At 46.2% G+C, this 23,879-nt stretch carries 24 protein-coding genes and 1 tRNA gene; 16 read left to right on the top strand and 9 right to left on the bottom strand.

The window, feature by feature from the left end:
• Positions 1-186 precede the first annotated feature (186 nt).
• Complete coding sequence (locus ICN47_RS11070) at positions 187-1,623, top strand: sensor histidine kinase (protein WP_216219984.1); 1,437 nt, start codon at positions 187-189, stop codon at positions 1,621-1,623.
• Positions 1,624-1,740: 117 nt separating this feature from the next.
• On the opposite strand, the gene ICN47_RS11065 is transcribed toward ICN47_RS11070, so the two are convergent.
• From ICN47_RS11065 to rph, 4 genes are read right to left on the bottom strand one after another with little or no spacing between them, the layout of a single operon-like run.
• On the bottom strand, positions 1,741-2,748 hold the full coding sequence (locus ICN47_RS11065) for a tripartite tricarboxylate transporter substrate binding protein (protein WP_216219983.1): 1,008 nt from the start codon (positions 2,746-2,748) through the stop codon (positions 1,741-1,743).
• Between the two features lie 45 nt (positions 2,749-2,793).
• Positions 2,794-3,978, bottom strand: a complete 1,185-nt coding sequence (gene hemW / locus ICN47_RS11060) for a radical SAM family heme chaperone HemW (RefSeq protein WP_216219982.1) — start codon at positions 3,976-3,978, stop codon at positions 2,794-2,796.
• Entirely contained in the window at positions 3,975-4,571 is a 597-nt protein-coding gene (gene rdgB, locus ICN47_RS11055) for an RdgB/HAM1 family non-canonical purine NTP pyrophosphatase (RefSeq protein WP_216219981.1), read from the bottom strand. The genes hemW and rdgB overlap by 4 nt, the downstream gene beginning before the upstream one ends.
• 9 nt (positions 4,572-4,580) lie before the next feature.
• A complete protein-coding gene (gene rph, locus ICN47_RS11050; protein ID WP_216219995.1) occupies positions 4,581-5,297 on the bottom strand; it encodes a ribonuclease PH in 717 nt (238 codons plus the stop codon).
• Between the two features lie 67 nt (positions 5,298-5,364).
• Between rph and ICN47_RS11045 the strand changes: the two genes are divergently transcribed.
• Genes ICN47_RS11045 through ICN47_RS11030 form a run of 4 tightly spaced genes read left to right on the top strand, consistent with a single transcriptional unit; the run spans position 5,365 to position 9,591 of the window.
• On the top strand, positions 5,365-6,294 hold the full coding sequence (locus ICN47_RS11045; RefSeq protein ID WP_216219980.1) for a YicC/YloC family endoribonuclease: 930 nt from the start codon (positions 5,365-5,367) through the stop codon (positions 6,292-6,294).
• Between the two features lie 16 nt (positions 6,295-6,310).
• Positions 6,311-6,949, top strand: a complete 639-nt coding sequence (gene gmk / locus ICN47_RS11040) for a guanylate kinase (RefSeq protein ID WP_216219979.1) — start codon at positions 6,311-6,313, stop codon at positions 6,947-6,949.
• Positions 6,950-6,993: 44 nt separating this feature from the next.
• Positions 6,994-7,197: a DNA-directed RNA polymerase subunit omega gene (rpoZ, locus tag ICN47_RS11035; protein ID WP_011902918.1), complete on the top strand. Its 204-nt coding sequence runs from the start codon at positions 6,994-6,996 to the stop codon at positions 7,195-7,197.
• Between the two features lie 15 nt (positions 7,198-7,212).
• Positions 7,213-9,591 (top strand): RelA/SpoT family protein, encoded by a 2,379-nt coding sequence (locus ICN47_RS11030; protein WP_216219978.1) that lies wholly within the window; start codon positions 7,213-7,215, stop codon positions 9,589-9,591.
• Positions 9,592-9,604: 13 nt separating this feature from the next.
• On the opposite strand, the gene greB is transcribed toward ICN47_RS11030, so the two are convergent.
• Positions 9,605-10,105, bottom strand: coding sequence for a transcription elongation factor GreB (gene greB, locus ICN47_RS11025; protein WP_216219977.1), 501 nt, complete (start codon positions 10,103-10,105; stop codon positions 9,605-9,607).
• Between the two features lie 18 nt (positions 10,106-10,123).
• On the opposite strand from greB, the gene ICN47_RS11020 reads away from it, so the two are divergent.
• The 8 genes from ICN47_RS11020 to ICN47_RS10985 all read left to right on the top strand — a co-directional run bounded on the left by ICN47_RS11020 (position 10,124) and on the right by ICN47_RS10985 (position 18,080).
• Positions 10,124-10,200: transfer RNA gene (locus tag ICN47_RS11020), tRNA-Arg, on the top strand.
• Positions 10,201-10,291: 91 nt separating this feature from the next.
• Positions 10,292-11,464, top strand: coding sequence for an ABC transporter permease (locus tag ICN47_RS11015; protein WP_216219976.1), 1,173 nt, complete (start codon positions 10,292-10,294; stop codon positions 11,462-11,464).
• Complete coding sequence (locus ICN47_RS11010) at positions 11,464-12,240, top strand: ABC transporter ATP-binding protein (RefSeq protein ID WP_216219975.1); 777 nt, start codon at positions 11,464-11,466, stop codon at positions 12,238-12,240. Before ICN47_RS11015 ends, ICN47_RS11010 begins: the two co-directional genes overlap by 1 nt.
• On the top strand, positions 12,237-13,169 hold the full coding sequence (locus ICN47_RS11005) for an MlaD family protein (protein WP_216219974.1): 933 nt from the start codon (positions 12,237-12,239) through the stop codon (positions 13,167-13,169). Before ICN47_RS11010 ends, ICN47_RS11005 begins: the two co-directional genes overlap by 4 nt.
• On the top strand, positions 13,166-13,792 hold the full coding sequence (locus tag ICN47_RS11000) for a membrane integrity-associated transporter subunit PqiC (RefSeq protein WP_216219973.1): 627 nt from the start codon (positions 13,166-13,168) through the stop codon (positions 13,790-13,792). The genes ICN47_RS11005 and ICN47_RS11000 overlap by 4 nt, the downstream gene beginning before the upstream one ends.
• A 4-nt stretch (positions 13,793-13,796) precedes the next feature.
• On the top strand, positions 13,797-14,792 hold the full coding sequence (locus ICN47_RS10995; protein ID WP_216219972.1) for a tripartite tricarboxylate transporter substrate binding protein BugE: 996 nt from the start codon (positions 13,797-13,799) through the stop codon (positions 14,790-14,792).
• A 22-nt stretch (positions 14,793-14,814) separates the two neighbouring features.
• Complete coding sequence (locus ICN47_RS10990; RefSeq protein ID WP_216219971.1) at positions 14,815-15,600, top strand: SDR family oxidoreductase; 786 nt, start codon at positions 14,815-14,817, stop codon at positions 15,598-15,600.
• Positions 15,597-18,080: an ABC transporter permease gene (locus ICN47_RS10985; protein ID WP_216219970.1), complete on the top strand. Its 2,484-nt coding sequence runs from the start codon at positions 15,597-15,599 to the stop codon at positions 18,078-18,080. Before ICN47_RS10990 ends, ICN47_RS10985 begins: the two co-directional genes overlap by 4 nt.
• Here ICN47_RS10985 and ICN47_RS10980 read toward each other — a convergent pair.
• From ICN47_RS10980 to ICN47_RS10965, 4 genes are read right to left on the bottom strand one after another with little or no spacing between them, the layout of a single operon-like run.
• The gene (locus ICN47_RS10980) at positions 18,077-18,613 is read right to left on the bottom strand and encodes an RDD family protein (protein ID WP_216219969.1); all 537 of its coding nucleotides are present in this window, start codon (positions 18,611-18,613) and stop codon (positions 18,077-18,079) included. The two genes, ICN47_RS10985 and ICN47_RS10980, sit on opposite strands and share 4 nt — an antisense overlap.
• A gap of 30 nt (positions 18,614-18,643) precedes the next feature.
• Positions 18,644-19,249, bottom strand: coding sequence for a DUF3106 domain-containing protein (locus ICN47_RS10975; RefSeq protein ID WP_216219968.1), 606 nt, complete (start codon positions 19,247-19,249; stop codon positions 18,644-18,646).
• A gap of 18 nt (positions 19,250-19,267) precedes the next feature.
• Entirely contained in the window at positions 19,268-19,732 is a 465-nt protein-coding gene (locus ICN47_RS10970) for a DUF3619 family protein (RefSeq protein ID WP_216219967.1), read from the bottom strand.
• A complete protein-coding gene (locus tag ICN47_RS10965) occupies positions 19,729-20,298 on the bottom strand; it encodes an RNA polymerase sigma factor (protein WP_216219966.1) in 570 nt (189 codons plus the stop codon). The genes ICN47_RS10970 and ICN47_RS10965 overlap by 4 nt, the downstream gene beginning before the upstream one ends.
• A gap of 192 nt (positions 20,299-20,490) precedes the next feature.
• Between ICN47_RS10965 and ICN47_RS10960 the strand changes: the two genes are divergently transcribed.
• From ICN47_RS10960 to ilvC, 3 genes are read left to right on the top strand one after another with little or no spacing between them, the layout of a single operon-like run.
• A complete protein-coding gene (locus tag ICN47_RS10960; protein WP_216219965.1) occupies positions 20,491-22,278 on the top strand; it encodes an acetolactate synthase 3 catalytic subunit in 1,788 nt (595 codons plus the stop codon).
• Positions 22,278-22,769: an acetolactate synthase small subunit gene (gene ilvN, locus ICN47_RS10955; RefSeq protein ID WP_062308360.1), complete on the top strand. Its 492-nt coding sequence runs from the start codon at positions 22,278-22,280 to the stop codon at positions 22,767-22,769. Before ICN47_RS10960 ends, ilvN begins: the two co-directional genes overlap by 1 nt.
• 54 nt (positions 22,770-22,823) lie before the next feature.
• Positions 22,824-23,840, top strand: a complete 1,017-nt coding sequence (gene ilvC, locus ICN47_RS10950) for a ketol-acid reductoisomerase (protein WP_216219964.1) — start codon at positions 22,824-22,826, stop codon at positions 23,838-23,840.
• The last annotated feature ends 39 nt before the right edge of the window (positions 23,841-23,879 follow it).

Here is a 23,879-nt window from a genome sequence, read left to right as displayed (position 1 = left end):
CTAGCCTGATTAACCAAAGCCTTAAAACCTCTGAAAACCGAGACTTAGCGAATAAGACTCTCAATCAGATGGTGGATGACAGAATCAGTGATGTGAGAAGTCTAGAGGGGAAGTATTGTTCTTGAGGGATTCTTAGTGGCTTCGTAGTTTTACTAAGACTCAAGTAGTCATTGTACGATTGGGCTTATGAAGCCTTTGATTGCCCTATATTTTTTCATTCTCGCCTTAATTCAGGCGGGATTGCTCCTGGGTATCTATAACTATTACCGCTCACAAATTACAGTTAGAGCCAGCAAGTATTGGATGATCTCCTTATCCATTAGCATTCTTGCGCTCACCACCTTTGGGGCCGGTATTTTGACTGTTGGTGATTTATCAAAGCCACAATTTAACTTTACGATAGCCAATAGTCTTTTCGTTGCCGCCGCAATATTTCAAGGATTCTTTTGCTTATCCTTGAATCGCCTCTTATTGAGACGTGATTTCACAATCGCTGGATTTGGATTTCTCCTATTCTTCATCGCATTTGAAACCCTTAGGCACATCGGTACATTTGAAAGTCGCACTATTTTCATGGCCAGCTTGGCGAGCTTGCTTTATATGTGGCAGATCTTGGCAATTCACAAGAAACGTAAGTCTGAGCCTTCTATTCAATTGCAGTACCTTCAGTATGTGAGCTCTGCTGAGCTTTGTTTTGCGATTAGCCGCGTTATTATTTTGGCTGCTCAATCATTTACGATTCGAGAAGTTGGTCAACTACCACAAGTCTTAATCTTTTTTACGATTGCTCAATTAGTAATGAATACCTTGGCCTATATTGCTATTGGAGGGTATTGGTCAGAGCACATTTCTAAAGCTAACCTTCGCTCGGAAATAGAAAATAAAGAAATTAAGGATTTACTCCAAGAGCGAGAGGCGCTAATCAATTCCTTATTAAAAGCCAATAAAACGGTGGCAACAGGGGCGCTTTCTGCCTCTATTGCCCATGAGCTTAATCAGCCGCTTGGTGCAAGCCAGTTAAATATTCAGTTTCTACAAAAGAAATTGGCTGATGGTGAATTAAATCCTCTAATGCAAAAAGAAGTTCTTGAAACCCTGCTTGCCGACAATCAAAGGGCTGCCAATGTCATTCGGTCACTGAGATCAATCTTTACAGATAAGAAGTTGGCTTCTGAAGTTGTTAAATTTACAGAGTTGATGAGCTCAATTGAGGCTATTGCGCTTCCTGAGTTGCGGATGCAGCATATTCGGCTGAAATTAAGCATTGATCAAAATCTGGTTATGCAAATTCATCGCAGCGAACTGCAGCAAGTTCTGCTAAATCTCATTAATAACGCCATATTAGCGCTAAGCAAATTTTCAGCTATTGATAAATGGATTGTCATTACCGGAAAATATACAGAAGAGGGCGTTGAAGTCTCTGTTTCTGATAATGGTCCGGGCATTCCTCATGAAGCTAGAGAGCACTTATTCGAATTATTTTCAACTAGCACGCATCAAGGCATGGGTCTTGGTCTTTGGTTGTGTAAACACATCATTCAAAGGCACGGCGGGAAAATCTGGTACGAAAATGTACCTAGTGGGGGTGCAAAATTTTCCTTTACGCTCCCATCCGCCCTTTGATCCTATGTTATTCATAACGTCTAATATTTATTAAATTAATCTGCTGCTTGAGCAGTAAAAAGGGTTCCGAAGAACCCTTTTTTGTTTTAGCAAAACGACGCTGATGATTTCAGTTGATTAATTTAGATCTACCTGCAGGCGCGCATCTTTAACTAATTTAGCCCATTGATTGCGGTCTTTATTAATAAAGTTAGCAAACGCAGCTGGGGTGCCGCCACCGTCTTCAGCCCCCACTTCAGCCATCTTGGCCTGCACTTCTGGTTTGCGTAAAACGGTATTGACGTCAGCATTAATTTTTTCAACAATCTTTGGATCCAGTTTTGCTGGGCCCATTAAGCCGTACCAAGCAGTAGCTTCGAAACCTGGAAAGCCCAATTGATCCATGGTTGGAAGACTAGGGTAAGCAGCGGAACGCTTGGTGCGTGTTTGTGCCATCGGAATGACTTTGCCACTTTGAATGTGGGGTGTTGCAGCAGCCATGGTTTCAAATGCGTAAGTAATATGACCCGCCATCAAATCAACCAATACGGGACCGCTACCTTTGTAAGGAATATGAAGCGCTTGAGTTCCAGCGGTATGCATCATGAGTTCAAATGCGAGATGCTGAGTACTGCCATTCCCCGCAGATCCAAAAGTCACTTTGCCAGAATTCTGTTTTAAGTAGACTACGAGATCTTTAACATTTTTGGCGGGCGCATCTACATTGGCAATCAAGATATTGGGTGTAATGCCTAACAAAACAATCGGCGTGAAGTCCGTGATTGAGTTGTAAGGCATTTTTTGGCCTAAGGCTGGGATGATCGACATGGCATTGACGTGTGCCAATCCAAGGGTATAGCCATCGCTTGGGGATTTAGCAACAAGGTCGGCTGCTATTGTTCCAGCAGCACCACCTCGGTTATCAATAATCACCTGTTGGCCCCACATTTGGGAAAGATTGATGGCAATGATTCTGGCTACAGCATCAGAGCCACCGCCTGGAGGAAAGCCAACAATCAGCTTAATGGGTTTGTCAGGCCAGCTCTTTTGGGCATTCGCTACCAATGGGGCGGCAAGCATTCCCACCAGAGTTGCACCAGCAATCAATGTGTGAATCAGATTTTGAAAGGCATTCTTTTTTTGCATCTTAATGAACCTTGTTAGTAAATGCGAAAGTAAGTTTCGGAAACTTTACCCCAGAAAGATCTCTTGAAGATTATTGAGATAGCGTAAACCCTGAGCCGTTCCCTTCAATAAAGTAGGATTGGAATCAAGTAAACCTTTTTTTGTGGCCTCATCAAGGCTTTTGCTAATGACGTTTAGCGGGAGGCCTGTACGTTCTGTAAAGGTATTGGTGTTGACGCCATCCGTTAAGCGCAGGGTATTGAGCATAAATTCAAAAGGAAGATCAGCAGTTGGGATTTCCTTGGACTCAACTAATGCATTCCCTTTGGTTTCCATACTCTGCATATAAGTCTCGGGATGGCGTTCACGTACTTGACGCGTAATCTTGTCTGGAAAAGAAATCTTCCCATGTGCTCCTGCGCCAATACCAATGTAATCACCAAAGCGCCAATAGTTCAGATTATGTTTGCACTCCATTCCTGGTTTCGCATAAGCAGAGACTTCATAGCGTTTGTAACCTGCCTTCGTAAGAAGATCTAGGTTTTTCTCGAATATTGCATCTACATCATCTTCGCTCGGTAGCTTAGGTGGAAAGCTAGCAAAGTAAGTGTTTGGTTCCAGGGTGAGGTTATACAAGGAAAGATGCGGGGTTTTAAATGACAGCGCTGTTTCAATATCTTTCTTGGCATCTTCAAGGCTTTGCATGGGTAGGCCATACATCAGATCTAAGTTGACTGATTGAAAGTGTTGCAAAGCAATGGCTATTGCTTTCTTGGCTTCTTCACCATTATGAATGCGCCCCAAGGCTTTAAGCTGGATGTCTTGAAAACTTTGGATGCCCAGTGAGACCCGATTAATGCCGGCTTTAGCAAAGCCTGCAAATTTCTCAGTCTCTACAGAACCGGGATTGGCTTCCATTGTAATTTCAGCACCAGGCTCTAACTGGATACGAGCACGAATAGCTGACAACAAGGTATCCATACCTTTGGCAGAGAGTAGGCTGGGAGTACCACCACCGATAAAAATACTATGAACTTGTCTTCCCCAAATGCGGGGTAATTCAGTTTCAAGGTCGGCGATTAATGCGTTGATATATCGCTCTTCATCAAAACCTGTTGCGCCATCCTTCACTTGATGAGAATTGAAATCGCAGTAAGGACATTTCTTTTCGCACCAAGGAAAATGGATGTAGAGCGCAAGCGGTGGAAGCGCCGTCAGACTCACTTTATTCACACTGCTATTGATGGTCATTCTGTAGAGCGCTTTTGTAATTGCGCGATGAGTTCGCGTAATGCCTTGCCGCGATGGCTAACGGTATTCTTTTGTGCTGGATCTAGCTGTGCCGCTGTTAATTGAAGCTCTGGCAAGAAAAAGTGGGGGTCATAACCAAAGCCATTTGCACCTTGAGCTTGATCGACAATTTCACCATTCCAGCGGGTTTGCACAATGAGCGGCTCAGGGTCTTTGGCGCTATTGACTAAAACTAGCGCACAAACATAGTGTGCAGCTCTATTCGAAATTTCTCGCAAGGACGCAATCAGTTTTTGATTATTGGCAGCGTCATTTGTAGGTTCGCCGGCATAGCGTGCAGAGTAAACACCTGGCTTGCTATCCAAGGCTTGTACGCAGATGCCTGAATCATCCGCAAGCGCAGGAAGACCGCTGGCTTCACTGGCATGCCGCGCCTTGGCTAAGGCATTCTCTACAAAAGTATGAAAGGGCTCCTCACAGGAAGGAATGCCTAATTGACCCTGAGGGATGACTTCAAAATTCAATGGCGCCAATAAGGCTTGAAACTCGCGCAGCTTACCCGCGTTATTGGAAGCAAGAACCAGTTTTTGCATGACCAAAAATTAATTAAACGCGTCTATTTGTAATTGGGTTAACTCGCGAATACCTTGATCTGCTAAATCTAGGAGGGCACTTAACTCTGCGCGGGAGAAAGTAGCTCCCTCAGCAGTGCCTTGTACTTCAATCATGCCACCTTTACCAGTCATGACGACATTCATATCGGTATCGCAGGAGGAGTCTTCTGGATAATCCAAGTCGAGCACTGGAGTCCCTTGATAAATGCCGACTGAAATTGCAGCAACGCTATCCAAGATGGGGTCTTTTGTGAGGACACCACTTTTCAGAAGTTGATTCACTGCATCTCTAGCGGCAACATAAGCGCCAGTAATGGACGCTGTTCTGGTTCCGCCATCGGCTTGTAAGACATCGCAATCTAAATGAATAGTGCGCTCACCTAAAACTTTTAAATCAAAGACGCTACGCATTGCACGACCGATGAGGCGCTGAATTTCTTGGGTGCGACCAGATTGTTTTCCACGAGCGGCTTCGCGATCACTGCGCGTATGGGTGGAGCGGGGGAGCATGCCGTACTCGGCAGTCACCCAGCCTTCGCCGGAGCCTTTTTTATGGGGTGGCACTTTTTCAAGGATGCTGGCAGTGCACAGGACCTTGGTATCACCAAAGGCGATTAGAACCGACCCTTCGGCATGCTTAGTAAAGGCCCTGGAGATGGTGATTGGTCGTAAATCTTGTGGCTTACGTCCGCTCGGGCGGAGCATTTGGGTGGCGTTTGGGGTGCTCATAAAATTTGGTCCTCTGAATTGGCTATCAATCTACAATATTCCCATGATATCGAGCATGACTGGTTATGGCAGCGCTTCCCGCCAAGTCTCCCTAGGAGGCGGTGTGGTTGCAGATCTGCAGGTGGAATGTCGGGCTGTCAACAGCCGCTTTCTGGATTTGGGATTTCGTCTTCCGGACGAGTGCCGAGGAGCGGAGCCTGCTCTGCGTGAGCTGGCCACACAAAGCCTCTCTCGGGGAAAGGTGGAGTTTAGGGCTGCCTGGCGGGTTAATGCTGGAGCCGCTGCTAATAGCAAGTCCAATCCCCATGTTCTAGGCGCCTTAAGCAAGGATCGCCTAGATGCTCTCTATACCCTCCAAGAAAAGGCTCAAGAAGCGTTTCCTAAAGCCGCCGAACTCAGTATTGCCGAGGTACTGCGCTGGCCAGGAGTAGTTTCTGAGCCACGTGGTGAAGAAGAGGGTTGGATTGCTGCCACGGTAGAGGCTGGACGCGCTGCATTGGCTGCTCTCATGGACAGTCGTCATGCTGAAGGTAAGGCGCTTGTTGGCGTGCTCACCACCATCACTAGTAAGATGCGCGCGATTGTTGCTGTCATCGAACCTAAGGTGCCTTTATATGTCACCCAATATCAAGAGAAATTAACTGAGCGCTTATCCGAAGCTTTGGCTGCACAAGAGCAATCTAAGGGTGGACCAGAGTTAATGGAGCGTATTCGTCAAGAAGTAGTCCTCTATGCCGTCAGGATTGATGTTTCAGAGGAGTTCGCTAGATTAAAGACGCATCTACAGGCTGTTGATACCGCGCTAGCGGGTAAGGGGCCTGTCGGCAAGCGTCTCGATTTCTTGATGCAAGAACTCAATCGTGAAGCCAATACACTGAGTTCTAAGTCCGTATCTGAGGAATGTACCCAAGCAGCCTTAGAGCTCAAACTCTTGATTGAGCAGATGCGCGAACAAGTTCAAAATCTCGAGTAATCCTTACAATCCCATTATGACTAGCCCAATCTCTATTCCAGCCTATCAAGGTAGCATGCTGATGATTGTTGCGCCATCTGGTGCTGGCAAATCATCCTTGGTCAGTGCTTTATTGCAAGATGAAGCTAGTTTGAAATTATCGCTTTCCACTACGACTAGGTCACCCAGACCTGGAGAAATCGATGGAAAAGATTATCGATTTGTTACAAAAGAAGAATTCATTCGCGAACGAGATGCAGGTCATTTCTTAGAGTGGGCAGAAGTGCACGGCCATTTTTATGGCACCTCTAGACCGTGGATTGAATCGCAGATGCAATCTGGCAGCGATGTCATGTTGGAAATTGATTGGCAGGGCGCACAACAGATTCGTAAACTCATACCTTCAGTACAGTGGATTTTCATTTTCCCGCCTTCCATAGAGGCGCTTGAAGAGCGTTTACGCAAACGCGGGCAAGATGATGAGGTAACCATTCAAAGGCGTTTGGCAGCGGCACATATTGAGCTGCAGCACGCACACGAGGCTGACTTTATCGTCCTAAATGATGCCTTTGATCAAGCCTTGATCGACTTAAAGCAAATTTTAGCTGCCAGCCGGCTGCGCTCAGGACCCAGTATGGCCAGAAACCCAGCGCTTTTGAAGCGTCTCGGAGTCTAATCAGTTATCCTATAGGTATTGAAGCTAAATTAAGTGAGTCCAGCATGGCCCGTATTACTGTAGAAGATTGCCTTAAAACTATCCCAAATCGTTTTGAATTAGTGTTGGCTGCGACTTATCGTGCACGCCAATTAGTTCAAGGTCACTCCCCACGTGTTGAGTCCAGAGATAAAGCTACTGTCGTTGCTTTGCGCGAAGTGGCTGCTGGTGTAACTGACCGTGACATGTTGACCAAAGTACCTTTGTAATTTAGGAGTTCCGGTGTGGAGCTCCCTCTTGGTACTCAAAAATCATCGGAATTAGTAGGAGGGGTCTCGCCCAATGAGGCCTCACTAGGAGTACAACAAAGCGATTTGCTTGATGCTCCTGAGCAAAATACTAAGAAGTCTATTCTTGCCACTTTGTTAGCGCAGTCTAGCCGTCATTTATTCGGCCCAACTTCTGCGCCCAATTTACCGCTAAAGCACCAAGTCGTTTCGATTGAAGGTTTGCTTTCAAAGCTTACCTATCTCAAGCCAGATGAAGTAACCCTCATTAAAAAAGCATTTCAGTTTTCTGATGCGGCGCATTTAGGTCAGTATCGGCATAGTGGTGAGCCTTACATTACCCATCCTGTTGCAGTGGCAGAACTATGCGCTACTTGGCGTTTAGATGCGCCCTCCATCATGGCGGCACTATTGCATGACGTGATTGAGGACACTGGGGTTTCTAAATCAGACCTAGTCGAGAAGTTTGGTAGCAAAGTCGCGGAGCTGGTCGAGGGCTTAACCAAGCTCGATAAATTAGAGTTTCAAAGCCATGCCGAAGCGCAGGCAGAGAGCTTTCGCAAGATGTTTATGGCAATGGCCCGGGATGTGCGAGTCATCTTAGTAAAGCTAGCCGACCGTACACACAATATGCGTACCTTAGATGCTGTTCCAATGGAAAAGCGTCGTAGGGTGGCAGCAGAAACGATTGAGATTTATGCACCTATTGCACATCGCTTGGGTTTAAATATCATCTACCGCGATTTACAAGATCTGAGTTTCCGCTATTCCATGCCGATGCGTTTCCGCGTGATTGAAGGCGCAGTGAAGAGGGCGCGCGGTAATCGTAAGGAAATGGTTGAAAAGATTTTGCAGGCTTCACGTATGGCTTTTGCAAAAGCGAATCTCGAGGTTGACCTTCGTGGCCGTGAGAAAACACTCTTTAGTATCTACAACAAAATGCGCAGCAAGCATGTGAGCTTTTCTCAGGTGTTAGATGTATATGCATTTAGAGTCACTGTACATTCTGTCGATGAGTGCTATCGGGCCTTAGGAATTCTGCATTCCTTATTTAAACCGATGCCAGGGAAGTTTAAGGACTACATTGCAATTCCTAAGCTCAACGGCTATCAGTCTTTACACACCACGTTATTAGGCCCATCCGGCGTGCCTGTCGAGTTTCAAATTCGTACCACGGAGATGCATGCAGTGGCTGAGGCGGGTGTAGCAGCGCATTGGGCTTATAAAGATGGCTCTCCAGATATGAGTGAGGTGCAGAATCGCGCACATCAGTGGCTACAGTCATTAATTGATATTCAAGATAGCAGCGGCGATTCGCAAGAGTTTTTAGAGCATGTGAAGATTGATCTCTTCCCAGACGCAGTGTATGTCTTTACACCTAAAGGGCAAATCCGTGCGCTTCCTAGGGGAGCAACGGCTTTGGATTTTGCTTACTCGATTCATAGTGATCTTGGAAATAACTGTGTTGCCGTCAAGATTAACGGCCTGCAATTGCCCTTGCGCAGTGAGCTCAAGAATGGCGACATTATTGAAGTTGTTACTTCTGCGAATTCACAACCCAATCCTGGGTGGTTAGCATTTGTTCGTACCGGTAAAGCGCGTGCCTCGATTCGCCATTCCTTAAAAACAAAACATTATTCAGAATCTCTGCAGCTCGGTGAACGCTTACTCGCCAATGCATTACGACAGCAAGGTGTAGATGCCGCCTTAATTACTCCAGAGATTTGGGAAAAGCTGATGCATTGGACGGGTGATAAGAATCGCGAAGAAGCCTGCGTCAATATTGCTTTAGGGCGACGCTCGCCACAAGAGCTGGCGATTCGGATCAAGATCTTGATTGATGATGAAGGCGGTTCAGAGCAGATGCGCCTGGGTGCGGCTGATTGGGTTACTCCAGCCCAAGAACTGCATCATCATCAAAGGCAGGCTATCTTGGTTGATGGCCGTGAGGGTAACTCAATTAGCTTTCAAACCTGTTGTCATCCAATTCCAGGCGACAATATTATTGGCTACCTAGGTAAGGGTGAAGGCCTGCAAGTGCATACCAATGAGTGCCCAGTGGCCCTCCGTATGCTCTCAAAAGATAGCGATAAATGGGTTGAAGTGGAGTGGGGCAAAGAACTTAATCGCGAGTTTGAAGTTGACTTAGCGATTGATACCCGTCAAGGCAAAGGTGTACTTGCCCGTGTAGCGAGCAGCGTAACTGCTGCTGACTCCAACATCATGAATGTATCGATGGAAGATCGCTACAAGGAAGATTCCGTCACTATTCGTTTTACGATTCAAGTCTATGACCGCCTGCATTTATCTAAAGTGATGCGTAGTTTGCGTACCAATCACGATGTGATGAGAGTGACCCGAACTCGGGCGCTATAAGTCCCCAATTCTCTTATAAGTACTGAACATCGAGAATTTCAATTTCAGCAGGGCCATTCGGCGTTTGAATTTTGACGCAATCACCCAGTCTGGCTTTAATAAGGGCCTTTGCAATTGGGGAAATCCAGCTGACATGACCCTTGTCTAAATCAACCTCATCAACACCCACAATCGTGATAGTGGCCTCTTTTCCGGCCAATACTCCTTCGAGCAGACTATAAGTAACTGTGGCACCAAAAAAGACCTGTTCGGCATCGGCATCGCCAGATTTTCTGGCCAAATTATCGACAACTACCGCAAATTCAAGGCGTTTATTGAGAAACCGAATTCGCCTATCTATCTCCCGAAGTCGCTTTTTTCCGTAGATATAGTCCCCGTTTTCCGAGCGATCGCCATTCGAGGCTGCCCAGTGCACAACCTTGACAACCTCAGGCCGATCAAGGTTTAGGAGCTGCAGGAGCTCGCTTTTGATGCGTTCGTGACCAGCGGGGGTGATGTAGTTCTTCTCTTCCATGGCATAATTATGGCTGTTGCGGCTGTAGCTCAGCTGGATAGAGTACTTGGCTACGAACCAAGGGGTCGTGGGTTCAATTCCTGCCAGCCGCACCAACCTATATAGGGCCTAGTTTTTTAACTAGGCCCTTTTTCAATTTTGGACATTTTATTAAGCTTTTTTTGCTTGATCCCTTATAGTTTCAATATGGACATTCCTCAACCCGCCTCTTCAGATAGTAATAAGCCAGTTGCGGTTTGGTCGCTAATTGACGACGCTAATGCAAAAGTGCTTCTCAGTGGCAAGGTGGATGTCTATTCTTTAGGTGGAGTTTGGGGTCAGATTCGCGAAGCACAAAATACATGGCTTGCGCACGGGGATGGCAAATCCAAAACCCTGACGTTTGATGCTTCCCAAGTAGGCTCTCTAGATGGTGCTGGTATGGCCTTCTTAATCGACATAGAACAAGCTCAGCAAAAAGCAGGTGGAACTTTCTCTCTTGTTGGTTTGGATGCACGCTATCAGCCCTTGTTAAAAGAGTTTGATCCGATTGCCAACTTATTTCCGGTTCCTGTTGTAAAACCTCAAACCAGTTTTATTGTGAGCACGGGAATGGCGACGCAGAATTTTCTGGATGACGCTAAAGGGTTGATTACTTTTACTGGCCATCTTTCTGCAGACTTAGCGTGGTCGGTGATGCATCCTCGCCAAGTTCGCTGGGGAGACTTTGTTAACGCCGCGGTTCAGGCGGGCATTGCAGCTTTGCCGATTGTTGGCCTAGTTTCTTTTTTGATCGGTGTGATCTTGTCATTCCAGGCCGCTATTGGAATGAAGCAGTTTGGAGCAACCTCTTTTGTCGGTCCTCTGGCCGCACTTGGTATAGTTCGTGAAATGGGCCCCTTAATCACTGCCATTTTATTGGCAGGTCGATCCTCAGCAGCGTTTGCTGCCGAGATCGGTACCATGACGGTGAACAGTGAGGTCGATGCATTGGTGACTGGTGGCTTAAGCCCGATTCGTTTTCTAGTGGTGCCTCGTGTACTCGCCGGTATTTTAGTAATGCCTATCCTTACCTTATATGCCGATATTGTGAGTATTTTGGCTTCAATGTTCACCATGCTGGCATACGGCATTCCATTTATTAATTTTTACAACGGAATGCTTTCCGCTGTTGATGTAGAAGACATCGGATCCGGCCTAATTAAGGCAACCCTATTTGGTGTCGTGGTCTCTGCAGTGGGTTGCCTGCGCGGTATGCAAACCGGAACGGGCGCCGCTGCTGTGGGCATTTCTGCTACTCGTGCTGTAGTAAGCAGTATCGTAATGATTGTGCTCGTGGACGGCATCTTTGCAGTCATCTCCTACAAAACAGGCTTCTGATGAGCGCAGATACTACAAACACCTACGCAATCGACGTTCAAAACCTGACGGTAGGTTATGGATCGAACGTGCTAATGAAGGATCTCAATTTTACTGTGAACAATGGTGAAATTTTTGTGATCCTCGGCGGTTCGGGCTGCGGTAAATCCAGCCTACTTAAAAATCTCTTTGGCCTTTATGAACCGCTTTCTGGCGATGTCTTGATTGAAGGTCAAAACATCACAACAGCCCATGGTGCTCAGCGTCAAAAAATTATGACGAGCTTTGGTGTGATGTATCAGCAGGGCGCCTTATTCGGCTCTATGAACTTGCTCGATAACGTCACACTATTTATGCAGGAATATACGCAGCTTAGCCAAAGTGAAATGAACCTCCTAGCTCGCTGTAAGTTAGATTTGGTAGGCTTATTACCTTATGAGTCTTATATGCCTAGCGAAATTAGCGGCGGTATGCAAAAACGTGCCGCGATTGCTCGGGCGATGGCACTGGATCCCAAAATCTTGTTTTTAGATGAGCCTTCTGCAGGTCTTGATCCCATTACTTCAGCAGATCTGGACAGTACGATCATGGACTTGTCAAAAAATCTCGGCATTACCTTTGTCATCGTTTCTCATGAACTGGCCAGTATTTACGCTATCGCCGATAAAGTCATCATGTTAGATAAAGGCGCCAAGGGCATCATTGCCGAAGGTGATCCTAAAGTATTAAGAGATACCAGTACCGATCCACGAGTCCATCAATTCTTCAATCGCATTATGAGCAAGGATGTAGCATGAGCAATAACTCTAATCCCAATTATTTCCGTCTTGGCGTATTCGTGCTTGCTGCAATTGGAGTACTAATAGCCGTTGTTTTGATTTTTGGATCTGGCAAGTTCTTCAAAAAATCATTCTATCTAGAGACATATATAAAACAGTCGGTTACCGGTTTAGATTCTGGGGCTGCGGTGCGATTCCGTGGAGTCAAGATTGGACAAGTAACGACGATAGGACTTTCTGGTGATACCTATGAGAAGAATTTACCTTTTGATCAAAGAAGACAGTATGTTGTAGTTCGCATGAAGATCTTTGGTGAAGAGCTTACAGAAGAGCAGCTTGCTCATTTTGTGAGGGAACATTTACGTGCGCGCGTGAAGTCGATGGGTATTACTGGCGTTAACTATATTGAATTTGATTTTGTTTCAAGTGCTGCAGATTACCCTCCATTGCCATATGACTGGGTGCCTGAGTACCCGGTTCTTCCTTCTATGCCTAATCAAACCGACGAAATCATTTCTGGCATTGAAAAGTTTATCGCCTCAGCCAATGAAATGAATATCGAACGTACCCAAAAAAGGTTAGATGAGGTGCTCGGCAGTTTAAATACGATGATGGCGGGAGATGGCAAAGGGAATGAGGGCATCATTCGCTCTGTAAAAGAGCTCAATACCTTGTTAACTCGTATGGCTCAGGTGACCGATAAGAATGAGTTAAATATTTTGATGCGCGAATTAATGGGTGCTGTTGTGTCCTTGCGTCAAACCGTCACCAGTGCTCAAGGGGATACCACCGCCACCCTAGAGAACATTAAGCAGGCAAGCGAGAACTTAAATGAATTAAGTCGCATTGCGAGCCAATCGCCTGCTAGCCTGATTTGGGGAGAGCCGCCACCGAAAATCGTACTGCCGATGAATGGCACACAAAGCCCATCAGGAGTCCAAAAATGATTAAATTAATTCTTACCTGTGCGGCACTTTTCACCCTAGCTTCCTGCTCATTGCCATCACGTGCGCCTGTTACGCCAACCGCATGGTTGGTTGCACCAGAGCGTACCGGTGCGCCCTTAAAGCCGAAGACAGAATTTTGGCTCAAGATTGGCGCTGTTTCAGTGGCGCCTCCCTTTGATGGAAGGTCTTTCGTTTATCGCTTGGGTGATCAGCGCTACGAAAAAGATTTCTACAATATTTACTCAGCGATTCCTGCCGAGATGATTGCTAATTCTGAGCGTCAATGGATTAATCAGGCAAATATTTTCTCTCTCACTGTAGGGCAAGGAAATAGCTTCTTTCCTTATTACACACTCCAAACCACAGTTAATGAATTTTATGGCGACTATCGCATCCGCCCAGAGGCGGTGGTGTCATTAGAATTTATTCTTACTGCTACTAATGCTGGTATTGGTAATCCCATCATTGGTGCAAATCGCTACAGCAAGCGAATTGCACTTAAAGACAATACCCCTGAGGCACTTGCTTTAGGGCAGCAACAAGCCCTTGCCGAGATCTATCAAGAATACGAAGCTCACTTATATAAATATGCCGGTAATTTACCCAAACCAATAGGACAGTAATCATATGAAATTGTTTTCACATCGAGTCTTAGTTATTACTGCAGTCCAATCCATAGTTTTTGGTCTTGGACTAATCTCCAGCGCTGCTGCTGTAGCTCAGTCTTTTCCAAATAAGCCTATCCGCTTGGTAGTGCCATTTGCACCAGGCGGTAGCACCGACATCATTGCTCGTGCCGTTGGCGATGCATTAGGCCGTCAATTGGGTCAGCCTGTGATTGTGGAGAACAAGGCTGGTGGTGGTGGCTCGATTGGCGCCTTAGAGGTCATGAGGGCGCCTAAAGATGGATACACCATTGGTATGGCTACCGTTTCAACTACTGCAGCCAATCCGGCGATTAATCCCAAGATTGGTTATGACCCCATTACTGATTTCACGGCTATCACCAATATTGCCGCGACTCCAAATGTGATCGCAGTCAATCCCTCTTTTCCTGCAAAAGATTTCAAAACCTTCATGACCGTTTTGAAAGAGAATCCTGGTAAGTATTCTTATTCCAGCTCAGGCACTGGCGGTATTGGTCACTTGCAAACTGAGTTATTCAAAAGCCTAGCAGGGGTCTTTATTGTGCATATTCCTTATCGTGGTGCTGGCCCGGCGCTGGCCGATACCGTGGGCGGACAAGTCTCCATGATTTTTGATAACTTGCCATCTTCATTGCCTTTCATCAAAGATGGAAAGCTGGTGCCGATTGTTGTGGCTGCGCCTAAACGTTTAGCGCAACTACCAAACGTGCCTACATTTGCTGAAGTGGGATTGGCGCCGGTGAATCGGATGGCTTACTACGGCATCTTGGGGCCTGCAGGTATGCCAAAAGATATCGTTGACAAGTACTATGCAGCCATCCAAAAAGTTGCTACTGACCCGGCTGTCAAAAAGCGCATCGAAGAAACTGGCTCTATTATTAATGTGAATGGACCTGACGCTTTCTCAAAAGAAATTAAAGCGGAGTACACCGTCTATAAAGAAGTAGTTGCAAAACAAAAATTACAATTAGATTAAAAACAAGAATCTTGGGGGACGTATGGATTTAGGAATTAAAGGTAAAGTTGCCCTAGTCATGGCTTCGAGCCGTGGCTTAGGTCAAGCGATGGCAGTATCACTGGCCAAAGAGGGTGTCAAAGTAGCCCTGACCGGCCGTAGTGCAGAAGGTCTGCAAAAGTCTGTGCAATTAATTCAGGCTGCTGGCGGCGTTGCGCTGGCCTTGAACTGGGATTTGTCTGATCACACTGTGATTGACAGCTTAGTTTCTCGGGTAGAAAAAGAACTCGGTCCGATTGATATCTTAATAAACAATACTGGCGGTCCTCCTCCAACCCCTGCAGCAGGGCAAGATCCTGCTTTGTGGTTAAAGAGTTTTAACGATATGGTGCTTTCATTGATCGCCATCACCGATCGAGTTTTGCCGGGGATGCGTCAACGCAAGTGGGGACGCATTATCACTAGTACGACATCCGGGGCTATTGCTCCGATTAAGAACCTAGCTATTTCTAATACCTTGAGAGCTGCTTTATTGGCTTGGTCTAAAACCTTATCTGCTGAAGTTGCAGCAGAAGGCATTACCGTGAATATCATCATGCCTGGACGAGTCGCTACGGATCGTTTACGTCAATTAGATGAAGCGCGCGCTAAGCGTGAATCCACAAGCTATGATGAAGTGGTCAAAGCCAGTTTGCGTCAAATTCCGGCGGGTCGTTATGGCGATCCAAAAGAGTATGGCGATGCTGCTGCTTTTTTAGCTAGTCAGAATGCATCCTTTATTACTGGCACAGTCATGCGCGTAGATGGCGGTCAGACCCAAGCGGTTTGATTCGATCTCTATCTAGTCTCTTCAGAGGTCTGAGACAGGACTTACGATCAACCGAGTTACTTTGGTTGATCGTAGCCTTAACACTTTCAGTAACTGCTTTATCAAGCGTTAGCTTCTTGGCTGACCGCATGCAAAGAACTTTTGCGTTTGATGCTCGGCAGCTTCTTGCTGCGGATTTGCTTATTGCTTCAGATCAGCCATTGCTTGAGCAATTTACCCAAGAGGCGCAAAGGCGTAATCTACGCATTGCCAATACTGTGGTATTTCCGAGTATGGCTACGGTTGGAGCTCAGAGTAAATTAGCTTCTTTAAAGGCGGTAAGTTCGCAATACCCCTTACGGGGTAGCTTAAAAGTCCAATCCCCCTCGACAGCAATCGTTCCAGTCAAGCTTCCTCCGGGTGAGGCCTGGGTCGACGCTGCAATGTTAGCGAGTTTGCATGCGCAGATAGGAGATTCCATTGCATTGGGTTCTCGTCAATTGCGGATTGCCGGAGTGCTTACTCAAGAATTAGATCGTGGTGCGGGCTTCATGAACTTCGCCCCTAGGGTCATGATGTCACTTGATGACTTGGCATCTACTGGCTTACTTGGGCTTGGAAGCAGGGTGACTTACAGACTTTTGTTGGCTAGTGAGGATGCGGATATTCAAGCTTATGAAAAGTGGGCGTCTGGATTTATAGAGTCCGAAAAATTGCGCGGCTTGCGTGTCGAGACGCTTGAAAATGCTCAACCTATAATGCGCAAGACTTTGGAGCGGGCCGAGCGTTTTCTGTCGCTCATTGCACTACTCACGGCAATGGTTTCTGCCGTAGCTATTGCGTTATCGGCACGTCGCTATGTATTAAAGCAAGCCGATTCGTGCGCGGTGCTGAAGTGTTTTGGCTCCAGCTCTAAGGATATTTTAAGAAGGCAACTGCAAACTCTTGCAAGCCTAGGCATCATCGCTGCAATTGTGGGTTCGGCAATCGGTTACCTCGTGCAATATGTGCTGTTATTGCTCTTGGGTAATCTGGTGATCACCAATCTTCAGTCCGCCTCTATTTGGCCGGTATTGTGGAGCACGGCTTTATCCTGGTTTCTGTTGATTGGGTTTGCTTTGCCGCCGCTACTCGGGCTTGTCAGAGTCTCTCCTGTTCGCTTGATTCGAAAGGACTATGCAGGTCTCCCAGGATCAGCAATTTGGGTGGCTCTTTTTGGCCTTGGTGTCTGCCTAGCTCTTATCGCTTTTGCTGCGCGTGATTGGAAATTGGCCCTTTGGACGGCAGGTAGCTTTGGTGGTGCCGTGATTCTTTTTGGCTTGATCTCTTGGATGGCTTTATGGCTACTCGGGAAAGTTCGCAGCCAACGATTTGCTATTCGTTTTGTACTGTTAGTGCAAAGCAGAAGTGTGGCCTACGCCATCATTCAAATTACCGCATTAGGTATTGCCATTATGGCCTTATTAATGATTCTCTTATTGCGCCAGGACTTATTAAGTGCATGGCAGGGAAATATTCCTATAGATGCACCCAATCGCTTCATGATCAATGTGCAGGAGGATCAAAAGCAGGGGATTGATCGGTTATTAATTGACGCTGGAGTTCCCAAGCCAGAGTTCTACCCCATGGTTCGCGGCCGCTTAGTGGATATTAACGGCCAAGCCATTGCCCCCAATGATTACCAGGATGAAAACGCCAAGCGCTTAGTCGATCGTGAGTTTAATCTTTCTTATACCGATGTCTTGCCTAACGGTAATCGCATTATTTCTGGAAAATGGATTGCCGGTGAAGCCCCACAAATCTCGCTAGAGACTGGTATTGCCAAAACATTAAAGTTGAAGATTGGCGATCAGCTTAGCTTTGAAGTCGCTGGGGAAAAAATTAGCGCTCCCATTACTTCATTACGTAAACTCGATTGGGGATCCATGCGGGTAAACTTTTTTGTGATTATGCCGCCGAACTTATTAAAGCAAATGCCGCAATCCTGGATTACTTCGTATTATCAGGACTCGAACAAGGGTGACTTAGATTTTCGTTTAACCCAAACCTATCCGAACCTTACAGTAGTTGATGTCACTACTTCTTTGCAGCAAATACAGGAAGTACTCAATAAGTTAACTGCTGCATTAGGTTTATTGTTCTTCTTCACCATCATTGCGGCTGTATTGGTATTGATAGCGGCAATCTCTGCCACACAAGACGAACGATATAGAAATGCTGCCCTATTAAAAGCACTCGGTGCCTCACGTAAGGTGCTTGCTCAAATTGCTGCTGTGGAGTTATTGTTAATTGGCGCTATTTCTGGTGTGTTAGCAGGTACTGCTGCTGGGCTAGCAGCTTGGGCACTGGGACGCTTCGTCTTAGAAATTGAATTTCATGCTTTTACCCAATCGATATTGATGGGGCTTATATTCGGAGTGGTGTCTTGCTTGCTAACGGGCTACCGGTTTCAGAAAAAAATCCAAAGTGCAACAGCGATCGAGTGCCTCAGGGCTATCTAAGAGAGCGTCACTAGGTTTTTTGGTAGCTCAACTAGGCGTGTGCCAGCGAGGCGATCGGGCAGGCCTTGGCGCTCTAAGGGGCTACTGCGGTCAAGATAAATGCTCAGTGGCCAAAAAAACAGGGCTACTGTAAACAGCATTTCAATAATCTGCCATTTCTCAAGATGGAAGAAAAATTGTAGGCCAACACAAGGCAATAGCCACAGCGAACCAAAAGCATAGCGCCAGAACGCTTCACGTTTGTTGATATTGTGACCATTGCGCCCAATCATGCGCACACGCCAGGTTTGCATCGCGAGTGTTTGACCAGACTTCGTCCAATACCAGACAAAGTAAATTCCCAGTACAAGGTATAGATACAAAAAAGTAAGCCAGCTGGGGAGGGAAATATTAAATAGAATTCCTAAACCCAAGTTTGGCAATAGGAATGTGAAGGCAACTACACCAAGCAATACGAGCTGTTCATACAAGCTGCAAGATACGCGGCGCCAAAATTGGGGTGAGGGTAATACGTTTAATTCCGCGGGCGTCATAGAGCGGCTTGGCAATCAGTTGGGTAAGGTTTAATTATTGGTAGAGCTTGGTTCAGAGCTTGCCGGAGTGTTGTTAGTCTCGTCTGGTGCGCTAGGAGAAAGCGTTGGTTTTTGCTTAATAGGATGTTGCTGCAGTGTGGGTGCACTGGCGGCGGTGGGTTTCTTCTTCGCCTCAGACTCCGCTAGCTTCTTCTTTTGTTCATCACTTAACTTTTGATAAGCACTCCACGCCTCTGCTTTTTTCTCGGCAGGAAACTTCAGACTGCTGAGGTAGTTGTCGCGTGCAAGTCGACGATCTTTTTGAGAAAGGTTAGACCAGCTCGCCATTCTAGATTGAAGGCGTTCTTGATCTTGCTCACTCATCTTGGGATAAATATTGGAAACCTGAATCCATTTTTTACGGCTATCGGGAGACATATAGTCCCAATCGTCCTCAAGAGGCTTCAGCATTTTTTGTTGTGCTGCCTTCAGACTTTCCCATGTACCATCCGGTTTTTTCTCAGGAATGCCGGTAGCTTTGGTATGGCCCCCGTTTCCAGGAGCTGGTGTTTGGGAGTAGGCAAGATCAAGCGCTAAAGGACCTATTGCTAAAGCTAAGCTAGCGCTAGCAATCAATGGTTTTAGCTTGAAAGACATTATTCGATAGTGTCTGGTTTATTTGCTTTGGATTGAATCTGGGCTATCGCTAGCGGAATCAGAGAGCGGGCCGTTCTTTAAGAAAGCCATAAATCCACTATCAGCATAGGCATCTGGTGGAACATCGTCGGTTAAGAGTGCTGCATCCACCTCAGCAATGTCGTTAATGCGTGAGTCATCTTGCCATTGGGCGATACCAATGAGGCCAAAGATCAATACAGCTAAAGGAGCTGCCCAACCAATGGTGTCCCAAATGCCATTGGAGGAGCTAGAACCCCAAACGCCAGTAGAACTTGCTAAGGCGCGCTTCTGTATACGCACTTTTTCAGGCTTTTTCAGGGTGAGGGCTTTCATGCGCGCTGCATAGAGGCGATCTTTAATGCCAGAGGGCAAATTGGTGGAGCCTTGACGGAGCAGGGCTGCACTAGCCCGACCAAATTGGTCAGCTTCTATCTGGGTTAGTTGATCATCTAGGTGTTTCACAGCGTAATTCCTTTTAATTTCAATGCTTTAGCCAGGGTTTGGGTTGCCCTAGAACAATGCGTTTTGACACTACCTTCGCTACAACTCATGGCTTTGGCAGTCTCAGTAATACTGAGCTCATCCCAATAACGCATCAGGAAGGCTTCTCGTTGACGTACAGGCAATTTAGCTATTTCTGACTCTAGGGACTGTAAAAGCTGACTTTGTTCCAGTTTATGTTCACCATCTTGGTGAATTTCACTGTCATCAGGTGCAGAAAGTGATTCCAAGGGGTCAAAATCATCGTTTTCATCCGATTTCTTGCCCATATTGGAAAATAGGGTTACCCAGGTATTTCTGACCTTTTGGCGTCTAAACCAGTCATGGATCCGATTCTGTAGGATTCTTGTAAACACCAATGGGAGCTCATTAGCTGGCCGATCCCCATACTTTTCAGCCAATTTGATCATGGCATCCTGAACAATATCCAAAGCCACATCGTCATCACGCACGGCGTAAACGGCCTGCTTGAAGGCGCGCTGCTCGATACCGCTTAGAAAGTCAGATAGTTCTTGGGCTGATGCCATGCAATGGATTAGACCTCAATCAGAAGGAATCGAGCCATTTTAGGGGATTGCTATAGAATATAGGGCTTACTACCTAGATTCTCATTTACGAAGTGGTTTTTCCGGTAGCAGCGCCGTTCGAACTCGGGCCATAAGCAAGAGACAGAACAGACCAAACAATTTTTTGCCGAAAATTGCAAAGGACGAAAGAAAATGAATACAAGCAGCGCCGAATTTTTAGCTACTAAAGCTAACAAAGACACAATCAATCCCAATACCGTAGCAGCGCCTCCAGAAATGATTGGTGCGGAAATGCTTGTGCATGCATTGCACAAAGAAGGTGTTGAATTCGTTTGGGGTTACCCAGGCGGCTCAGTCCTTTTTATCTACGATGAAATTTTTAAACAAGATAAGTTTGAACATATTCTGGTTCGCCATGAACAGGCAGCTGTTCATGCGGCCGATGGCTATGCCCGCGCAACCGGTAAGGTTGGTGTTGCATTAGTCACATCAGGTCCAGGCGTTACCAATGCGGTTACTGGTATTGCTACGGCATATACCGACTCGATTCCGATGGTGATTATTAGCGGTAACGTACCAACATACGCCATTGGTGAAGATGCTTTTCAAGAGGCTGATACCGTTGGTATTACCAGACCTGTTGTTAAACATAACTTCCTAGTAAAGGATGTTAAAGATTTGCCTTTAGTTTTAAAGAAGGCTTTCCATATTGCACAAACAGGACGTCCAGGACCAGTCCTCATTGATATTCCTAAGGACGTATCTGCCGCTAAAGGCCCTTTCGTTTATCCAGAAACCTTGGAGATGCGCTCCTACAACCCGGTTGTAAAGGGTCATAGCGGACAAATTCGTAAAGCAGTTTCTTTATTGCAAGAAGCAGAGCGTCCATACATCTACACCGGTGGTGGCGTGATCTTGTCTGATGCTGCACCTGAGTTGAAAGAATTTGCCGACTTACTGGGTTATCCGGTGACGAATACCTTGATGGGTTTAGGCGGCTTTCCTGGTACCAGCCCGCAATTCTTGGGCATGCTTGGGATGCATGGAACCTACGAAGCGAATATGGCAATGCAGCACAGTGATGTGTTGATTGCGATTGGTGCGCGTTTTGACGATCGCGTGATTGGTAATACTTCGCACTTTGCAAGTCATCCTCGTAAAATCATTCATATCGATATTGATCCGTCTGTTATTTCTAAGCGCGTTAAGGTTGATGTTCCAATTGTTGGCAACCTCAAAGAAGTGTTGCAAGAGATGACTGCGCAACTTAAAGCAGCTGGCCCCCGTAAAAACGGCGACAAGGTGGCCGCATGGTGGGATCAGATTAATGAATGGCGCAAGAAAGATTGTTTGAAATACGACGAAGCTTCACAAATTGTTAAGCCTCAGTATGTTGTTCAAAAATTGTGGGAGCTTACTGGTGGTGATGCCATCATTACTTCTGATGTAGGCCAGCATCAAATGTGGGCTGCCCAGTTTTACAAATTTGATAAGCCACGTCGTTGGATCAACTCAGGCGGTCTAGGCACGATGGGTGTAGGCCTGCCTTATGCCATGGGTATTAAGAAAGCATTTCCGGAGACTGATGTATTCGCTATTACTGGCGAAGGATCAATCCAAATGTGTATTCAAGAACTATCCACTTGTAAGCAATACAACACCCCTGTCAAGATTGTTTCTTTGAACAATCGTTACTTGGGAATGGTTCGTCAATGGCAGGAGCTCACTTATAACAAGCGTTATTCCAGCTCCTATATGGATTCATTGCCAGACTTCGTGAAGTTGGCTGAAGCCTATGGTCACGTTGGTATGCGTATTGAGAAGAAGTCTGATGTTGAGGGTGCTCTCAAAGAGGCGATTCGTTTAAAAGATCGCACCGTGTTCATGGATTTTCAAACTGACCCAGAAGAAAATGTATGGCCTATGGTTCAAGCAGGTAAGGGCATTACTGAAATGCTCTTGGGTAGCGAGGACCTCTAATGCGACATATTATTTCTGTACTGATCGAAAACGAACCGGGCGCGTTGTCACGAGTGGTAGGCCTTTTTTCTGCACGTGGATACAACATTGATACTTTGAGTGTTGCACCTACTGAAGATTCATCCTTATCTCGCATGACTATCGTCACTTTTGGTTCTGATGATGTCATTGAGCAAATTACCAAGCACTTAAACCGATTGGTTGAGGTAGTTAAGGTGTTTGATTTAAGTGAAGGGCCTCATATTGAGCGTGAGCTCATGATGATTAAAGTTCGTGCTGTAGGCAAGGAACGCGAAGAGCTCAAGCGCACTACCGATATCTTCCGCGGTCGCATCATTGATGTGACTGATAAGAGTTACACCATCGAGTTAACTGGTGATGGTGCCAAGTTAGATGCCTTTATTGATTCAATCGATCGCGCATCCATTCTAGAAACTGTCCGTTCTGGCGGATCTGGTATTGGTCGTGGCGAGCGAATTTTGAAGGTTTAATTTTTTTAACTGATTTATCAAGCAACAAATACATTTTCAACACAAGGAAAGAGCATGAAAGTTTTTTACGATAAAGACGCTGATTTGTCCCTCATTAAGGGCAAGAAAGTCACCATCATTGGTTATGGTTCCCAAGGCCACGCACACGCATTGAACCTCAATGACTCCGGCGTTAACGTAACCGTTGGTTTACGTAAGGACGGCGCTTCCTGGAATAAGGCAGCAAACGCAGGCTTGAAAGTAAAAGAAGTGGCAGAAGCTGTTAAAGATGCTGACGTTGTGATGATGCTGTTGCCAGATGAGCAAATTGCTGATGTATACAACAAAGAAGTGCATGCCAATATTAAGCAAGGCGCGGCTTTAGCCTTTGCTCACGGATTTAACGTTCACTACGGTCAAGTTCAACCACGTGCTGACTTGGATGTCATCATGATTGCCCCTAAGGCACCAGGACATACGGTTCGTGGTACTTACTCACAAGGCGGCGGCGTTCCTCACCTGATCGCTGTATACCAAGATAAATCAGGTTCAGCACGTGATGTGGCTTTGTCATACGCTACTGCCAACGGTGGTGGTCGTGCCGGCATTATCGAAACCAACTTCCGCGAAGAAACTGAAACAGACTTGTTCGGCGAGCAAGCTGTTTTGTGTGGCGGCGCAGTTGAGTTGATTAAAGCTGGTTTTGAGACTTTGGTTGAAGCGGGCTACGCTCCTGAGATGGCTTACTTCGAGTGCTTGCATGAGCTCAAGTTGATTGTTGACTTGATCTACGAAGGTGGTATCGCCAATATGAATTACTCCATCTCTAATAATGCAGAGTACGGTGAGTATGTCACTGGCCCACGCGTTGTTACCGAAGATACCAAGAATGCAATGCGTCAGTGCTTGAAAGATATTCAGACTGGTGAGTATGCAAAGAGCTTCATCTTAGAAAACAAAGCAGGTGCTCCAACATTGATTTCACGTCGCCGCTTAAATGCAGAGCACGATATTGAAGTGGTTGGCGCTAAGTTGCGTGCCATGATGCCTTGGATTGCTAAGAACAAGTTAGTTGACCAAACTAAAAACTAAGCAGTCAGTAAACGTTGTTTTATTAAATAAAGGCTCAGA

It is taken from the genome of Polynucleobacter sp. AP-Latsch-80-C2, from assembly GCF_018882185.1.
Lineage (GTDB): Bacteria > Pseudomonadota > Gammaproteobacteria > Burkholderiales > Burkholderiaceae > Polynucleobacter.
The sequence above is the reverse complement of the archived record's forward strand: the minus strand, read 5'-3'. Positions and strand labels throughout refer to the sequence as shown.

Coding starts and splice junctions, on each gene's coding strand:
- ICN47_RS10995 (WP_216219972.1), top strand. CDS start 13,797: ATGAAATTGTTTTCACATCGAGTCTTAGTTATTACTGCAGTCCAATCC.
- rph (WP_216219995.1), bottom strand. CDS start 5,297: ATGCTCCGCCCGAGCGGACGTAAGCCACAAGATTTACGACCAATCACC.
- rdgB (WP_216219981.1), bottom strand. CDS start 4,571: ATGCAAAAACTGGTTCTTGCTTCCAATAACGCGGGTAAGCTGCGCGAG.
- ICN47_RS10980 (WP_216219969.1), bottom strand. CDS start 18,613: ATGACGCCCGCGGAATTAAACGTATTACCCTCACCCCAATTTTGGCGC.
- ICN47_RS11045 (WP_216219980.1), top strand. CDS start 5,365: ATGATATCGAGCATGACTGGTTATGGCAGCGCTTCCCGCCAAGTCTCC.
- ICN47_RS10990 (WP_216219971.1), top strand. CDS start 14,815: ATGGATTTAGGAATTAAAGGTAAAGTTGCCCTAGTCATGGCTTCGAGC.
- ICN47_RS11010 (WP_216219975.1), top strand. CDS start 11,464: ATGAGCGCAGATACTACAAACACCTACGCAATCGACGTTCAAAACCTG.
- ICN47_RS11065 (WP_216219983.1), bottom strand. CDS start 2,748: ATGCAAAAAAAGAATGCCTTTCAAAATCTGATTCACACATTGATTGCT.
- ICN47_RS10975 (WP_216219968.1), bottom strand. CDS start 19,249: ATGTCTTTCAAGCTAAAACCATTGATTGCTAGCGCTAGCTTAGCTTTA.
- ICN47_RS11070 (WP_216219984.1), top strand. CDS start 187: ATGAAGCCTTTGATTGCCCTATATTTTTTCATTCTCGCCTTAATTCAG.
- ilvN (WP_062308360.1), top strand. CDS start 22,278: ATGCGACATATTATTTCTGTACTGATCGAAAACGAACCGGGCGCGTTG.
- rpoZ (WP_011902918.1), top strand. CDS start 6,994: ATGGCCCGTATTACTGTAGAAGATTGCCTTAAAACTATCCCAAATCGT.
- ICN47_RS11005 (WP_216219974.1), top strand. CDS start 12,237: ATGAGCAATAACTCTAATCCCAATTATTTCCGTCTTGGCGTATTCGTG.
- ICN47_RS10960 (WP_216219965.1), top strand. CDS start 20,491: ATGAATACAAGCAGCGCCGAATTTTTAGCTACTAAAGCTAACAAAGAC.
- ICN47_RS10965 (WP_216219966.1), bottom strand. CDS start 20,298: ATGGCATCAGCCCAAGAACTATCTGACTTTCTAAGCGGTATCGAGCAG.
- ICN47_RS11015 (WP_216219976.1), top strand. CDS start 10,292: ATGGACATTCCTCAACCCGCCTCTTCAGATAGTAATAAGCCAGTTGCG.
- hemW (WP_216219982.1), bottom strand. CDS start 3,978: ATGACCATCAATAGCAGTGTGAATAAAGTGAGTCTGACGGCGCTTCCA.
- ilvC (WP_216219964.1), top strand. CDS start 22,824: ATGAAAGTTTTTTACGATAAAGACGCTGATTTGTCCCTCATTAAGGGC.
- gmk (WP_216219979.1), top strand. CDS start 6,311: ATGACTAGCCCAATCTCTATTCCAGCCTATCAAGGTAGCATGCTGATG.
- ICN47_RS11000 (WP_216219973.1), top strand. CDS start 13,166: ATGATTAAATTAATTCTTACCTGTGCGGCACTTTTCACCCTAGCTTCC.
- greB (WP_216219977.1), bottom strand. CDS start 10,105: ATGGAAGAGAAGAACTACATCACCCCCGCTGGTCACGAACGCATCAAA.